The 15008-nt window shown below is 66.7% G+C and carries 14 protein-coding genes; 3 read left to right on the top strand and 11 right to left on the bottom strand.

The genetic code is table 11. From position 1 onward, the window contains the following. The 6 genes from ACIQ42_RS07030 to ACIQ42_RS07055 all read right to left on the bottom strand — a co-directional run. Positions 1-513, bottom strand: a 513-nt coding sequence (locus tag ACIQ42_RS07030) for a Gfo/Idh/MocA family protein (protein WP_397421496.1), incomplete at its 3' end; no start/stop codon positions are given. A gap of 22 nt (positions 514-535) precedes the next feature. Beyond that, positions 536-1936: a CehA/McbA family metallohydrolase gene (locus ACIQ42_RS07035; RefSeq protein ID WP_397421497.1), complete on the bottom strand. Its 1401-nt coding sequence runs from the start codon at positions 1934-1936 to the stop codon at positions 536-538. After that, the gene (locus tag ACIQ42_RS07040) at positions 1936-4446 is read right to left on the bottom strand and encodes a TonB-dependent receptor (protein WP_397421498.1); all 2511 of its coding nucleotides are present in this window, start codon (positions 4444-4446) and stop codon (positions 1936-1938) included. The genes ACIQ42_RS07035 and ACIQ42_RS07040 overlap by 1 nt, the downstream gene beginning before the upstream one ends. A gap of 113 nt (positions 4447-4559) precedes the next feature. Next, a complete protein-coding gene (locus ACIQ42_RS07045; protein WP_397421499.1) occupies positions 4560-5702 on the bottom strand; it encodes a thiolase C-terminal domain-containing protein in 1143 nt (380 codons plus the stop codon). A 4-nt stretch (positions 5703-5706) separates the two neighbouring features. Then, positions 5707-6114 carry a Zn-ribbon domain-containing OB-fold protein gene (locus tag ACIQ42_RS07050; RefSeq protein WP_397421500.1) on the bottom strand — a complete coding sequence of 136 codons (408 nt, stop codon included), beginning with the start codon at positions 6112-6114 and terminating at the stop codon, positions 5707-5709. A 94-nt stretch (positions 6115-6208) separates the two neighbouring features. Beyond that, positions 6209-7750, bottom strand: a complete 1542-nt coding sequence (locus ACIQ42_RS07055) for a hypothetical protein (protein ID WP_397421501.1) — start codon at positions 7748-7750, stop codon at positions 6209-6211. Positions 7751-7860: 110 nt separating this feature from the next. Between ACIQ42_RS07055 and ACIQ42_RS07060 the strand changes: the two genes are divergently transcribed. Further along, positions 7861-8760, top strand: coding sequence for a DsbA family protein (locus tag ACIQ42_RS07060; protein ID WP_397421502.1), 900 nt, complete (start codon positions 7861-7863; stop codon positions 8758-8760). 268 nt (positions 8761-9028) lie between these two features. Here ACIQ42_RS07060 and ACIQ42_RS07065 read toward each other — a convergent pair whose 3' ends face one another. Continuing rightward, positions 9029-9538: a fasciclin domain-containing protein gene (locus ACIQ42_RS07065; RefSeq protein ID WP_397421503.1), complete on the bottom strand. Its 510-nt coding sequence runs from the start codon at positions 9536-9538 to the stop codon at positions 9029-9031. A gap of 269 nt (positions 9539-9807) precedes the next feature. Here ACIQ42_RS07065 and ACIQ42_RS07070 point away from each other — a divergent pair, with 269 nt between their 5' ends. Further along, the gene (locus ACIQ42_RS07070) at positions 9808-10473 is read left to right on the top strand and encodes a TetR/AcrR family transcriptional regulator (protein WP_397421504.1); all 666 of its coding nucleotides are present in this window, start codon (positions 9808-9810) and stop codon (positions 10471-10473) included. Between the two features lie 23 nt (positions 10474-10496). Here ACIQ42_RS07070 and ACIQ42_RS07075 read toward each other — a convergent pair whose 3' ends face one another. From ACIQ42_RS07075 to ACIQ42_RS07090, 4 genes are all read right to left on the bottom strand, one after another. Further along, entirely contained in the window at positions 10497-12260 is a 1764-nt protein-coding gene (locus ACIQ42_RS07075; RefSeq protein ID WP_397421505.1) for a gamma-glutamyltransferase family protein, read from the bottom strand. 46 nt (positions 12261-12306) lie between these two features. Continuing rightward, positions 12307-12903, bottom strand: coding sequence for a glutathione S-transferase N-terminal domain-containing protein (locus ACIQ42_RS07080; RefSeq protein ID WP_397421506.1), 597 nt, complete (start codon positions 12901-12903; stop codon positions 12307-12309). A 74-nt stretch (positions 12904-12977) separates the two neighbouring features. Further along, positions 12978-13907 (bottom strand): DUF808 domain-containing protein, encoded by a 930-nt coding sequence (locus ACIQ42_RS07085; RefSeq protein WP_397421507.1) that lies wholly within the window; start codon positions 13905-13907, stop codon positions 12978-12980. Positions 13908-14049: 142 nt separating this feature from the next. Then, a complete protein-coding gene (locus ACIQ42_RS07090) occupies positions 14050-14448 on the bottom strand; it encodes a hypothetical protein (RefSeq protein ID WP_397421508.1) in 399 nt (132 codons plus the stop codon). A gap of 200 nt (positions 14449-14648) precedes the next feature. On the opposite strand from ACIQ42_RS07090, the gene ACIQ42_RS07095 reads away from it, so the two are divergent. Next, positions 14649-15008, top strand: a 360-nt coding sequence (locus ACIQ42_RS07095) for a hypothetical protein (protein ID WP_397421509.1), incomplete at its 3' end; no start/stop codon positions are given.

Below are 15008 nucleotides of genomic sequence, written 5' to 3' on the forward strand. Positions count from 1 at the left end.
CCGCCAGTTGCGCGCCAGATAGCCGCCGTGCTCTGGCGGCAGGTGCTCGGTGGCGTCGATCGAGACCACGTCACCCAGCTCACCCCGCGCCACCCGGGCCTGCACCTCGCGCACGATCGGCAGCGAGCGCATCACCAGCCCCACGAAGACCGGCGGGGTCCCCGGCGCCGACAGGCGCCACGCCAGCGCCTCGGTCTCTTCCTCGGTGCGCACGATGGGCTTCTCGGCGAAGATCGGGACGCCCGCGTCCAGCGACTGCATCAGGTGCGCGAAATGCAGGTGGTTGGGGGCGCCCAGCATCAAGAGGTCGAAGGGGCCCTGGGCCAGCAGTTCGGCCATGTCGGCGCAAGGTCGTCCTGCCCGGATGCCGGCTGTGGCCAGGATCGGCGCGCCCACCGGTGCAGGATCGACGTGGGCGACCACCTCTAGGTTCCAGCCCACCTCCTGCATGGCGGCCAGGACGTGGGCGATCCTCTGGCCAAGGCCGACAACACCGATCCGATAGTGGGTCATCTCGCAGCGGACTCCGGAATGCTCAGGACCCTGTCAGATAGACCGGATTTCCGAACAGCCACAACGCCCCGTCGGGCCCGCGCACCTCGGCCCGCACCCAGCCGGTCTGGCTCGCGGGGATGTCGACGGTGCGCGTCTCGTCCTCGCCAAGCACTCCGGCCAATGCCTGCAAGGGTGCGGCGGGGCCCTTCAGCACCAGCGTCCCGCCGGCGGCGTGCGCCACCCGGACGGTCAGCTTGCCCGCCGCGTAGGTGGTGTCCAGCAGGCGATCACGCGTGCCCTGGACGTCGATGAAGACCCGCCCCGCCCGCAGTCCGGCGAGGATGGCGTCCTGCGACAGCGCCTGGGCATAGACCACTGTGGTGGGGCGGCCCACCGCGGAGGGCTTGGCCGGATCAAGCGTGGCGTCATGATTGTCGGACCCGCCCACGGCGGTGAGGCGGAAGCCGGCGTTCAGCCGCGCCTCCCAGAAGGCGACGCCCGACAGCGGCCCGTCGGTGATCCCGCCGTTGATGGCCTCGACAGCCTGGATGCGGCGGAAGTCCACCGGCGCCGTCCAGCCGCAGCCCATGCAGGCCTCGCCGGACGGAAGGCCCGGGTGGTTGATCGTCACCAGGGCCCTGGCTGCTTCGGCCTGATCCAGGATCTGCGCGAAGGTCGGCGCGCGCGAGCCGCCCAGCTGGAAGTCCAGCGGCGCCGTCATGCCGATGATGTTGGCGTGCCCCTGGAAGGTGGTGATCTCCCGCCCGGGGATCAGCAGCAGCCGGTCGTAGTGGGGTTGCAGCTCGGCCAGCGCCTGGAAGTGGCTGGAGGTGTTGTGCTCTGTGACCGCCACAAAGTCGAGGCCGCGCGCGGCGGCGGCGTCGAGGGTCCTGAACAGTGGACAGGGCGCCCTGCCTCCCGACTGAGCGGGGCACGACCCATCGGAGTGGCCGGTGTGCAGGTGCAGGTCACCCCGGTACCAGGCGGATCCTTCCTTCAGGGGCGCGGCTGTGAAGCCGTGGAACGCGCCGTCTTTCGTCAGGGTGATGGTGGCCTTGTATTCGGCCCGGGCGTCCTTGCGCAGGTTGGGCACGCCCAGGATCAGCTTCCATTCCCCCGGCGGCAGCGGCCCCGGCAGATAGGATGGCGTTGCCCAGGTCTCGGTGAGGGTGAAGCTGGCCTTGTTCCCGCCGCTCCAGCCCCGAAAGCGCTGGGGATCACGGATCCCCAGGTCGATGACGGCCTTCTGGTCCTGGCCGGTATAGGCAAAGGTCACGGTAACGGCGGTGGTCCCGGCAGCAACGCGGAACGGGACCTCACGATAGGTCTGATGATCGGTGCCGGTCAGCACGCCCGACAGGGTCAGGGTCTCCGCAGCGGCGGGGATCGCGGCGGCCCAGACCGCCGCGATCGCAAGAAGGGTTGCAAAGATCCGTTGCACTAGAAGCGGTATAGCACGGCGGCCTTGAATGCGCGGCCCAACTCAGGGCGTGCCAGATAGTAACGCACACCGGCCTCGCCCGAGATGAACTGACCGGCGCGAGGATTGCCTTCCGTCAGGCCGATCTCGTTGGTCAGGTTCGTACCGTAGACAAACAGCTGCAGTCGTTCGGTGACCGTGAAGCGCATCTGGGCATTGAGCAGCATGTACTCCGGGATAATCAGGGTGTTGGCGATGTCGGAGAAACGCTTGCCGTAATACTGGAACTCCAGCTGGGCCCGAAGCCGGTCGCTAAACAGGTTGACCCCCGGCGTAACCCGCAGGCTGACCTTGGGATTGCGGACCTGTTGGTTGCCCGAGAAATCCCTTTGGCGCAGACAATCGCTGCCGCTCGTCGTGGTATCGCTCGCCAACGGGCAGGCCCCCGCAACCTTCGCCACCCGCTCGTTGAAGAGGAACTTGCCCAGCCGCGGGTCTTGAATTGTCGCGTTGAAGGTGGTGTCGAACCACGCCGTCGGGCGGACGACGCCCTCCAGCTCAACACCGTGCGCCTTGGTCGATGCGAATTCCGTGCGGCTGATGAAGGAGTTCGTCGCCTGGTCGAATCGGGTCTCGGTCAGGCTCTGACTGTCGAAGTAGGTGTAGAAGCCTGTCGCGTAGAACGAGAACTTCTCGCGTTCGATCTTGAAGCCGCCTTCCCAAAGGTCGATGCCCTGCGCGCGCGGGTCAGTCCGCGTCGTGTTCGTCAGGAAGTCCCCCAGTGAGGGCAGGCGGAAGCCTTTGGTGTAGCGGGCGAAGACCCCCACGTCCGGCTGCCACTGATAGTTCAGACCCACCGTGGCGCCCCAATCATCGAACCTGCGATCCAGGGGGTCGAACACGCCTGTGCCGCTGATGGCCTGGTCGTCGGCCAGGCTGGGGGTCTGACCCAGATTGATCGTGGAGCTGCGTTCGTTGCGGCCGGTCAGCTTGATTCGCTCCCAGCGGGCGCCGAGGTCCAGCCGAAGCTGATCGGTCAGTTGCCATTCGTCGGCGGCGTAGAGCGCCAATGTCTCGGAGCCGCCTGTAGCGTTGTTGAACTGGCTGCCATAACGGCTGACCCCGTTTTCAGTCGTCGTGGCCACGACCTGGCCGGTCGCGTTCAGCAGTTCCAGGTTGAGGGGTCTGGCCCGCTCCCTCACATCAACAAGCACTGCGGAGCCTTGCTGCAGGAAGCTCTCGTCGACGTCGGCGTAGTAGACGCCCAGCGCGATGTCGTGGGTCTGGCCGGCGATCTCCAATTGCCGGGAAAAGCGAAGGTCGTTGATGAGCTCCTTGAGCGTTATGTCCTGCTGGCGGACGAATGCGTCCATCACCAGCCCTGTTCCGTTGCCCGCGACCGGATCAAACGCACCGCCCGTGGTGTAAACCAGACGTCCGCTGACCGCGCCCAGCGCTGCGGTGCGCGCCACGTCCTGGGCAATGCGCGCCGTCCCGGCGGCGGGCGTATTGGGGAACAGGGCGGCGCGGGAGATGTCGCTATCGTGGTAGCGCAGGCCTTGGCTGACCTTCCAGCCCGCCAGGTTCAAGGTCGCCCGCGCGGTGAACTGGTCGACCTTCACGTCCGTCCCGCGGGTGAGGTCGAAGTCGAACGGACCGCGGTTCGTGCGTAGGGTGAACTTCGAGGTAGGCGTGCCGGATAGGGTCGCGTAACGCGCATCAAATCCCGGGATCGGCGCCGTGTCGCCGGCCGCATCGAAGGTCAGCGGGATGCCCAGATAGAAGATCGTGTTGTCGTCGATATGCTTGTAGTCGAGATCGATGGAGCCAAACTCGAAGTCGCGTCCGACGGAGACCCGGAACTGGCCGCCCTTGTCAGCCTTGAAGCCAGGTTCGCGCACCCCATCGCTTTCGCGATAGAAACCGCCTGCGGCCAGACGAAAACCACCGACGGTCCCGCCGACCCACGCGTCGCCCCGGTAGTAGGCATGCTCACCGCCTTCGACCTTGATCACACCGGAGACGGCTTCAGTCGGACGGCGCGTGATGAAGTTGACGATGCCTCCCGGGGCGTATGAGGCGAAGATGCTGGAGGGACCGCCGCGTACGACTTCGATCCGGTTCACCGTTTCATCGATACGCACCGAGAAGTCGGTGTTCAGGAATCCCAAACCGCCATCGTGTTGCACCGGCAGGCCATCTTCCTGGATGGCGATGGCCGCGAACCCCTCGATCGGGATACCGCGCGCACGGATGTTGGCCCCGCCTACGCCGCCAGAGGCTTCGACCCAAAGGCCAGGCACATTCTTCAGCGCCTCGGCCACGCTGGGGGGCGACTGCAGGCGCAGCTTCTCTTCCGTCACCGTAGTGATGGCGTAGGACGCTTCCACTTTCCGCTGTGCGGTCGACGCTGCGCGGCCGGTCACCACCAACTCATCCAGTTCGGCGTTCGCCGCGTTGTCTGCAGCCAGCGCCGGTGCGCCGAAGGTGAGCGCGGAAAGCGCGGCGGCGGCGAGAAGGACGGATTTCATAAGGAGACCCCAATCGAAAGAGAGAGGTCCCCTTAGATTTCTCGCATATCAGATCCATGACCAATGCATGTCGGTTGTCTTGCGGTGCAAAACCGACACAGCTGCAGGTCGCGTTATCCGGCCTCGTTGGAGAAGATGATCGTCCCCGACGCGCCGAACATGCCCCCGACGCCGTGGCAGACGCTGTTCGTGGCCCCCGGCACCTGCGCCGCCGCCGTGCCCCGGAGTTGCCGCACGCTCTCCTGAAGGGCGTACATGCCGTACATGCCCGAGTGCATGTAGGAGAGGCCGCCGCCATTGGTGTTAAGCGGCAGCTTGCCCCCGATGGCGGTGTTGCGCTCGCGGATGAAGGCGGCCGCCTCACCAGGCTTGCAGAAGCCCAGGTCCTCAAGGCCATAAAGCGGCAGGTGGGCGAAGGCGTCGTAGATCATGAGGTGGTCGACGTCGGCGTGCTTGAGACCCGCCTCGTCAAACGCCTTCTTGCCCGAAACCCGGAACGCCTTGGATGAGGTGAAGTCCTCCATCTGGCTGACCAGCGGGGTCTCAACGCTCTCGCCTGTGCCCAGGACGTAGACCGGCTTGGTCTTGAAATCCCTGGCGCGCTCGGCCGAGGTCAGGATCAGGGCGCCGCCGCCGTCGGTGACCAGGCAGCACATGAGCAGGCGGAACGGCCAGGCGATCATCGGCGAGTTCAGCACGTCGTCGACCGTGATCGGGTCCTTGAACGACGCCCGCGGGTTCTTCGCCGCCCACTCGCGCTGGATCACCGAGACCCAGGCCAGGTCCTCTTCCGTGAGGCCGTAGGTCTTCAGGTAACGCAGAACCGGCACGGTGAACATGGTGGGCGGGCTGGTGACGCCATAGGGCATCTCGAACTGGCCCATCAGGCTGGACGGTGCGCGAGCGAAACCGCCGGCGCCCACCCGCGATTTGCCCGATTCGCCATGGGTGATCAGGACGGTGGTGCAGAGCCCGGCATTGATCGCAGCCGCGGCGTGACGCACGTGCAGCATGAAGGAACAACCGCCCACGCTGGTGCCGTCAGCGTAGGTGGGCGTTATGCCAAGGTAGTGCGCCAGCTCGGTCGGGCTGATGCCGGCGCAGGCCACGCCGTCGATGTCCGACGGCTTGAGGCCGCAGTCGGCCATGGCGTTGAGGGCGGCGTCAGCATGCAGGCCGATCACCGACACATCGGGGATGCGACCCATCTGGGTGGTCTCGGCGGCGCCGACCACGGCAACGGATTTCTGTTTCATGCGATCAGGCTCCCGCCGGCTTGAAGAACGGCAGGGCGATGGTGTCGCTCATCTTCTCGAAGGTGACCTCGAGCGCCATATCCAGTTGCAAGGCTTCGGGGGTCTGCGGGCAGCCCACGATATTGGTCATCATCTGCGGGCCTTCTTCCAGTTTCACGACTGCAATGGCGTAGGGCTCGGTCCCCATGTCGGGGCGCGGACGGTGGTTGATCACGTAAGACCAAAGCACGGCCTTGCCCGAGGCCTTGAACACCTCGACGTCGCGCGAGCCGGTTCCGGGACAGAAGGGACGCGGCGGGAAATAGACCTCGCCCGTTTGGCGGTCTCTTTGCAGGAGCAGTTCGCCCTTGAGGGCGCCTTCCCAGAAATGCCGCGTTTCCGGCGTGGGTTCGGGCAATATGCGTGGCGGCATCGGCAGCTCCATCCCTTCGAACAATCGGTTTGTTTGGCACTTGTATCGGCTCGGCGCGCAACAAAGCCGAGACCGGAGCGCTTGTCGACAGCTGCTAGTCCGAAAGCGATGAAAACAGCGCGCTGCGGCGCGTCTCGTGGGCCAGCTCCGCAGCGGCCAGGGCTACGGGATCCGAGCGCAGCGCCGCGAGATCGGTGTCCGACAGGCTGTCCTCGGCCAGGACGCCGACGCTCATCCGAAAGATGTTGGCGAACATCTCCGCGTTGATCTTGTTGACCAGCGGGGCCCCCTTAGCGGCCGGGTTGGACTGGAGTTCGATCAGCCAGGGGTGGCCATCGGCGTCCAGCAGGATGTCGAAGCCGATCAGTTTAGGGCCGAATGACCGCGTCGAACCCAAGGCTGCCTGCCGCGCGAAGAAGCCTTCGCGCTCCAGCTGGCGCAGGAACCAGGCCACCAGACTGCGGATCTCGCCGAAAACGACGTCGGGATCGTGGCCCTCGGCGGCCATCCGGCGCAGCAGGGCGGAGAGACTCCGGATGGCGCCCTCGTCGTCGCGGGTTTCATCCTGGCTGATCATCAGGCCAGGATGATCCAGATGCAGCGCCGTGTTCGTGACGTGCATCGCCACGTCGGCCAGTCGGTCCGGCGATAGGTCGTAGGGCTCCGGCGCGATCCGCACGATGCCTTCGCGGTAGATGTACGCCCTGAGCGGCGCCGCCTGGGTGATCAGGGCATAGATGCGCAGGTGCCCCTTGCGGCCGTCGATCAGCCAGGGGTTGGAGATATAGCGCTGGACCACCACGTCGCTCAGCCCGGCCAGTGCTGTTACGTCGCCGGTGACATGGATGCCCTGACCGCCGGAGCCCCGCGCAGGCTTGACGATGTAGAGTGTGTCCGGCTCGCTAGCGGCAAACCGCATCAGAGCGTCCTGCTCGGCGGGCAGGTTGAACGTCTCGGGGACACGCCCCGCGCCGGGTTCCGCCGCCATCCCCCGCGCCAGCACGGCCCCCAGCGTCGCCTTGTCCACCAGACCCAGCCATTCGTGGAACGGACTGGACTGGTCGCGGTCCACCAGGAAGGACGACACCAGCACCGGGTTCTGGCGGTATCTCAGATTCAGCATGTGGGCGAAACGGTCGGCCGCCAGCGGCTGACCCTGATCGCGCAGCAGGTTCATCACCCCGCGCAGGATGCCCAGCACTTCCAGGCCAGCCGGGTCGCTGGCGGCCAGGATTGTTCCATAGGCCTGCGCGGCCTCCTCCAGCCGGCCCAGACGGTGCAGCAACACCGCCACCATATAGGCCGACAGAGGCGAGCGCGTGATCGCGTGTGCCCGGCGATAGGCCGCCACCGCACGCTCATAGTTCCCGCACGCCGTCAGGTTGAACGCGAGCTGTTGCAAGCCTTCGTGATGGGTGGGGTCCAGGGCCAGCAAGGCCTCGGTGGCCGCTGTGCCCGATACGAAGTCCAGGCGCCGGTGGTGGGCCAGCATCAACATCGCCCAGGCCGGTGCACACGCGGGCTTGGCCGCCACCAGCGCCTCCAGTTCGGCCACCGCCCGTTCACGATCGTGCTCGATCATCGCCTGATAGGTGGCGGCGAAGGCCGGATCGTCGGGGCCGGGCGGTTCGGACATGGAGGACGGAAACCTTCGTCGCCAACAGCTGGGATGGCCTGAATACCGGGGGCTCGACTTCCTGTCTCTACGGGCGGAGGATTGCGGCCAACAAAAGAGAGGATCGCCGCATGGCCCGCGTTGAAGTGGTCGAATACACCGATGCCGTCTGCTCCACCGCCTGGGGCGCCGAGCCGCAGCTGCGCCGCCTGCATTGGCGGTTCGGCCAGCACCTCGACTGGCGCAAGGTGCAGGGCGGCCTGATCGGCGACTCATCGAAGGGCAAGGCTGGCTGGGACCGCGTGAGCGCCGCCGAGCCCATGCGTGACTACTGGAAGCGGGTCTGGCGCCTGACCGGCATGCCCTATCCCAACCCCATGCATCTGATGCTGCAATCCACCGACCCGCTGGGCCAGGCGGTGAAGGCCGCCGAGCGCCAGGGCCAGGCTGTGGGCGAGGCGGTGCTGCGCCGCTTCCGCGAACAGATATTCGTCTTCGGCATCGGCCCGCAGACCCGGGAAGAGTTCGCCGCGGCCTGCGTGGGCGTGCCGGGCCTCGACGTCGCCCGCTGGCTGGCCGACTATGATCTGCCCGAGGTCGCCGCCGCCTACCGCGCTGACTGGCAGGAGACCCGTGAGCCCAACGACTGGGTGCGCAACCTGAAGCACGACAGCCCGATGAACGGGGAGCTTAAACACTCCGAAGGCCACGACCGTTACGCCCTGCCCACCTTGATCTTCCGGGGTTCAGGCGGCGAGCACACGGTGGCGGGGTGGGTGGACTATGATGAGTACGAAGCCGGCCTGGAGGCCGCTGAACCGGGCGTCACCGCCCATCCGCGAAAGGATCCGACCCCGCAGGAAGCGATCGCCGAGTGGGGCGTCCTGACCGGACAGGAACTCGAGTTTCTGTGCGGTGAGGGTGCGCTCGCCCCCGCTGGCGCGGTGGCCTACGACTGGGGCGAGGGATTTGTCTATTTTTCCGCCGCCGAGGCGCGGGCGCGGGGGCTGGTGGAGCCGGTAGGCGTTTAGATGGCGCAAACGTGCGGCCCGATCTCTCGTCATAGGCGTCGAAGCGGAGATGCTCGCTTCGACGGACCGCACGGGACAACTTCTTGGTAGATATCGATGTCCCGTGAGCATCAGTACCTGATGCGCGAGCATGGCGAAGACCGCCACAGCGGTGAGCGTTGGCCCGCCGCCGGATCCAGCGCAAGAAAACGCCGGCTGGTCCGGGGGAACCAGCCGGCGCGCATTGGCGCGTAGTGGCGCGTAATGGACCGCGCCGCCTACCGCGGCGTTATTTCGCAGGCGGGAGGAGAACCTTGTCGATCACGTGGATGACGCCGTTGGAGGCGGCGACGTCAGCGGCAACCACCTTGGCCCCATTGACGGTGACGCCGTTGCGGCCGTCGATGGCCAGCGTGCCGCCCTGAACTGTGGTGACGGTCAGCTGCTTGCCGGCCAGGGCGGGCGACAGCGTGCGGCCGGCGACCACATGGTAGGTGAGGATGGAGGCCAGCTGGGCCTTGTTTTCCGGCTTCAGGAGCGTGTCGACGGTTCCGGCGGGCAGGGCCGCGAATGCCGCGTCCGTGGGCGCGAACACCGTGAAGGGGCCCGGCGACTTCAGGGTGGACACGAGGCCCGCAGCGGTAGCGGCGGCCAGCAGGGTCTTGAACTGTCCGGCGCCGGAGGCCACGGCGACGATGTCGCCCTTGGCGGCATGGTCATGGGCGTCCGCGGCATAGGCCGGCGAGAACGCGAGGGTGGCCAGCGCGAGAGCGGCGGCAGTGGTCAGGCTCTTTATCATGGGTCGGATTCCTTTGGTCGATGGTGGTTGGCCTTTGGTATCCCGGACGAGATAGGAATAATTGGCAAGATCGCAAGGCGCGAGCCATTTTTTCCCATTCTCAAGGGACCGCGACGGGTTGTGCTTCAAAACAAGTATACCAATTGAGATACATATTCGTCACATTCCGTCGCCATTCGATGTGTGGTCCGTATCTCCCGGGGCCCGTGCTTCTGCGCTGTGCTACGATGTCTCAGCACGAATTCGGCCATGGGGCCAGGGACTGAGATTTGTCGGAGTCGTCGTCATCCGTTCGCCCACAGCGGGCCTCGAAACTGGTGCGCCCCCGGCCCCGGAGGGCCGAGTATGACGTCAAGCGCCGCCAACTGCTGGGCCGCATCGTGCAGCGGTTCAAGCAACCTGACCGGCCGTCTATGCGCGAGCTGGCCATGGCCGCCGAGGTTTCTGTGCCGACCCTTCGTCACTATTTCGGCGATCGCGAGGGGGTGGTCAGCGCGGTGCTGGCCGATGCGCATGCCCGGGGCGCGCCGTTTCTCGCTCTGGCGGCGCGCGCGGACGGACCACTGGAGCCCTCGCTGCGGAGCGGCCTGATGCAGATTGTACAGGGCCACCTGTTCGCTGTTGGCGGATTCCACGCGATCGGCCTGACGGAAGGTCTTCTGCACCGGACCCTTGGGCCACACTATCTGCAGACCATACTCGAGCCGGCGCTGCAGGCCTTCGAGCTAAGGCTGCAGGCGCACATCGACCGGGGCGAACTGAAGCCCGTGAACGTGCGCCACGCCGCGCTCGGCCTGATTTCGCCGGTGGTGCTTTTCATGCTGCATCAGGGGGAGCTGGGCGGTCAGCGGGTTCGCCCCGGCGTGGCGGACGACCTGGTCGAGCATCTGGTTACCGGCTTTGTAGCGGCCTGGGGTGTGCCGGCGTCGGTCTGAACAAAACCGGCAGCCGCGCGGCGTCAATAGGCCAGCGCCACGCCGTCCTTGCGCATTTCCGTGGCGGCTTCATAGCGGCCCGGCCAGGCGCGGATGGCCTGGTAGCCGCCGTAGCCGCCGGGCGACGGTTTCAGCACCCAGCCGATTTTCGCGAGTTCGGCCCTGGTCGCTTCCGGGACTCCAGTTTCCAGATTGAGGTCGCCGACCGCGCCCAGGTCCTCGCCCGTGGGTTCCATTCCACCGTTGTGATGCCAGCGCGGACTGTCGCCAGCTTCCTGTAGCCCCAGACCGAAGTCCACGAGATTTGAAATGATCTGCGACTGGCCCTGCGGCTGCATATCCCCGCCCATGACGCCGAAGCTCAGCAGCGGACGGCCCGCCTCGGTGGCGAAGCCTGGAATGATGGTCTGGAACGGCCGCTTGCCCGGCGCATAGACGTTGGGGTGTCCGTCGGCCAGGGCGAAGGCTTCGCCCCGGTTCTGGAACATGAAGCCCAGTCCGTCGGGCATCAGGCCGGAACCCATCCCGCGATAGTTGGACTGGATCAGCGACACCATCATGCCGTCGGCGTCCGACGTCGTGAGATAGGTGGTGTCCCCCTGGCCGGGCGCCTTGCCGAAATAGACGCGGGGGCTGATGCGATCGGGCCGGATCAGGGCGGCGCGTTCGCGGGCGTAATCCTTCGACAGTAGCCAGTCGATCGGAGACTTGTAAAAGGTCGGGTCGGCGTAGAAGCGGGCGCGATCCTCGAACGCCAGCCGCTTGGCCTCCACGCCATGGTGGATCGCGGCCGCCGACTGGAAGCCCATGCCCTTGATGTCGAACTCGGCCAGGATATTCAGCATCTGCAGGGTGACAAAGCCCTGGCTGTTGGGCGGCAGGCCCCAGATATCGACGCCGCGGTAGTTCACCGACCTGGGCTCAACCCACTCGCTCCTGTGGGCGGCGAGGTCGGCGCGGGTCATCCAGCCGCCGATGCGCTTGAAGTAGCGCTCGATGGCTTCGGCGATCTCACCCTCGTAGTAGGCGCGCCCGCCGCCCTCGGCGATCAGGCGATAGGTGCGGCCCAGCTCCGGATTGCGGAAGACCTCGCCCTCGCGCGGGGTCTTGCCATTGGGCGCCCAGAGCGCCTTGAAGTTCTCCACCTCCTCTATGCCGGCGGTCGGCCGGGTGAAGTTGCGGTGGGAAATGCCGACGTAGAAGGCTGTCTGCTGGATCGTCGGTGCGCCCTCCTCGCAGTGGCGGATCGCCGGCTGGAACAGGTCCTTCCAGGGAAGTTTGCCGTAATGCTGGTGCAGGCTCCACCAGGCGTCGACGGCGCCGGGCACGCTCACCGTCGTGGCACCATGGGACGCGATGTGGCCGTCCTTCGCCCGCGCCCGCTGGGTCTCCAGGGTCAGGGCGCGGGGACTGCGGCCGGAACCGTTCAGGCCCACCACCTTTTTGGCCTTCGGATCCCACAGGAGGGCGAAGGCGTCGCCGCCGATCCCGCAGGCGATGGGTTCGCCGAACCCCAGCACGGCATTGGCCGCAATCGCGGCATCTACCGCCGAGCCGCCCGCCTTGAGCATCTCGATCGCCGCTAATGTGGCCAGGGGATGGGCCGTAGCCGCCGCGCCATGCAGGCCCCAGGCTGCGGAGCGGCCCGCAAAGTTGGCGCCGTCGACCCGGTCACCCGGCCGCACGTCGGGCCGGTTGCGGTTGGGGTTCTCCGAGCGGGACGAGGCGAAGGCCTTGCCTGCGACAGCAGCGGCGGGAAGGGTGGCCAGGAAGGTGCGGCGACGCATGGACGGGCTCCGGACAGGGTGGGTGTGGCGGCCTGACTGGCAGGTTTCAGGGCGGCGTGGTCGCCGCGAAACTTGGCCGGCTTTTCCAGTCCTCGAACCATCCGACCAGTCCCGGCGCGACACCTTGCCAGCCGATGGTCGCGTGCCGGAAGTCGAGATAGCCCAGCGCGCAGGCCAGACTGATCTGCCCCAGGTTCAGGTCGCTTTTCCTGGTGGCGGGTTCGAGATCAGCGGCGGCGATCGCGCGCAGGATCGAGGCCTGCCAGCGCCCCAGCCATTCCTGTGACTGTTCGGGCGCGGGGCGGCGGCGTTCCATCACCATGCTGAAGGCGGCGTCCAGCACACCGTCAGCCAAGGCCTGCAGCCGCAGGGTCGCCCAACGGGCGTCGCCGTCTACGGGGATCAGCTGTGGTGCCGTCTCCAGGCTGTCGAGATACTCACAAATCACCGGGCTGTCGTAGAGGGCCTGCCCATCCTCCAGCACCAGCGCCGGAATCTTGCTCAACGGATTGGCGGCGGCCAGCACCGGGTTCTCGAAGGGCGACACGCTGACCACCTCGACGCCCGCGTCCAGTCCGCGTTCCAGCATTGCGATCCTGACCTTGCGGGCATAGGGCGAGGTCGGGGAGTAGAACAGCTGCATGGGTTGTTCCTGAACCTGTCGGGGGGTGTTTCGTACCACGTCGCCTCGCGGGCTCAAGCGCGCGGCGTCAGACATCAATGATGCGGTCGTACAACCCGCAGGCCGCCGACGATGGCGCCGCCCAGGATCAGCCCGACCACCGCTGAGGCCAGCGCCGTCGCCAGCCAGCCTGTAACGGCGCCGAACACGGGAACCGTGCCAGCGACCCCTGCCGCACTCCGGATCAGGTGCTCCAGGCCCGAGACCCCGAAGTGGTCCAGTCCGTGGACAATGATGCCGCCGCCCACCCAGAGCATGGCGGCGGTTCCCACCTTTGTCAGCAGGTCCAGCACATGCGGCATGCCCTTGACCAGGCCGCGACCCAGACCGCGGGTGGCGGCGCGCTTTCCCTTGGCCAGATGCAGACCGATGTCGTCCATCTTCACGATCATCGCCACCACGCCATAAACGCCGATGGTGATCCCCAGGCCGACGACAGCCAGGGCCGCGGCCTGGATGGCCATGGGTCGGTCGGCGACGTCGGCCAGCGCGATGGCCATGATCTCGGCGGAGAGGATGAAGTCGGTGCGGATGGCGCCGGTGACCTTCGCCTTCTCGAGATCTGCAGAGCTCAGCGCAAGTTCGCCCGGCTCGTCGGCATGGTCTTCGTGGTTCAGGGCCTCGACGATCTTTTCCGCGCCTTCGAAGCAGAGATAGGCGGCTCCCAGCATGAGGATCGGCGTGATGGCCCAGGGGGCGAAGGCGCTGAGCAACAGGGCGCCTGGCAGCAGGAAGAAGAATTTGTTTCGCAGCGAGCCCAGCGCGATCTTGAACACGATGGGAAGCTCACGATCCGGCGTGAAGCCCACCGCATAGCCCGGGGTGACGGCGGTATCGTCGACGACGACGCCCACCGCCTTGGCCCCGGCCTTGCCCGCCGCAGCGGTGACGTCGTCAAGCGATGTGGCTGCGATCTTGGCGATGGCGGCGACATCATCAAGCAAGGCGACAAGACCGGACGCCATTCGGGGCAGCCTTTTCAGCAGCGGATCGCGTTGGAACCAATGTGGTCGGTACGGCCTTGGCCGCTCGCCGTAAAGCCGCCGGTGCGATTAGGGTTGCCTGAGCAGGCCCGCCTTGCGCAGTCCGCCTCGGTCGGCGGCTCAGCTATCTGAGCGCGATCTTCAGCTTGGCCCCCAGGAACCTGCCGGTGGGATCATAACCCCTCGCAGCGGCTGCGCCATCCTTGCCGGAGCCGGGCTCCAGACCGCACAGGAAGCCGAGCGAGCCGATCACATCATCCGAGAGCAGGGAGCGATCAACCGAGGTGCGGGCGACGCCGGGAATCCGCGCGGGTCCGGCGTGGGCGTAGGCGACGTCAAAGCGGGCATGCCGGCTTGACATGTCCAGCCCGATGGCAGGCTTCGGGGTCATGATCGGCCCGGGCGCCTTGGCGCGGACGGCGGCCATCAGGTCAGGCTGCACGGCCGGCGTCCCCGCCTGTGCGGTCCCCGCCAGGGCCAGGACCAGGGCCGTTACGAGGCTCGGGAAAAGCAGGGACTTCATATGAAGGCGCTCCTGAACGGGCCAGAGATGAGCCGGCTACGATGCCACCTGCGTACCGTCACGGCGTCCGGATGTCGCGCAGTATGTTGTTGCGGTGAGTCAGCCATCCGTCCGCAGGCCATTGCGGGAAAGTGCGTCCGCTCGTAAACACGGTACGGAAGCGCCGCCCTGGAGCGGCGACGATAGCTATGGAGCTCGCTGTGCGCCGCGCCCTTATTCTCGCCCTTGGAACCGCCCTGAGCCTCGCGCCGCTGGCCTATGTGACCGGCGCTGCCGTCGCCCAGACCAAGGCGCCTGCGGGGGCCTACAAGACGCCGCGCAACGCCTTTGGCCAGCCGGATCTGAGCGGCTTCTGGAGCAACGCCAGCCTGACGCCGCTCACGCGGCCTGCCTCGGCCGGCGGCAAGGCCGTCTACACCGAGGAAGAGGTCAAGAAGATTGAAGCCCAGGTGGTGGCCGAGGTGGAGGAGGGCAACGCCGACACCGATCCGGACGCGCCGGCCGAAGCGCCCAAGACAACATCGGCCAACGTGCGGCCCGAGTTTGCCGCCGCCGGCGGA

Source organism: Phenylobacterium sp., assembly GCF_044372605.1.
Taxonomy (GTDB): domain Bacteria; phylum Pseudomonadota; class Alphaproteobacteria; order Caulobacterales; family Caulobacteraceae; genus Phenylobacterium.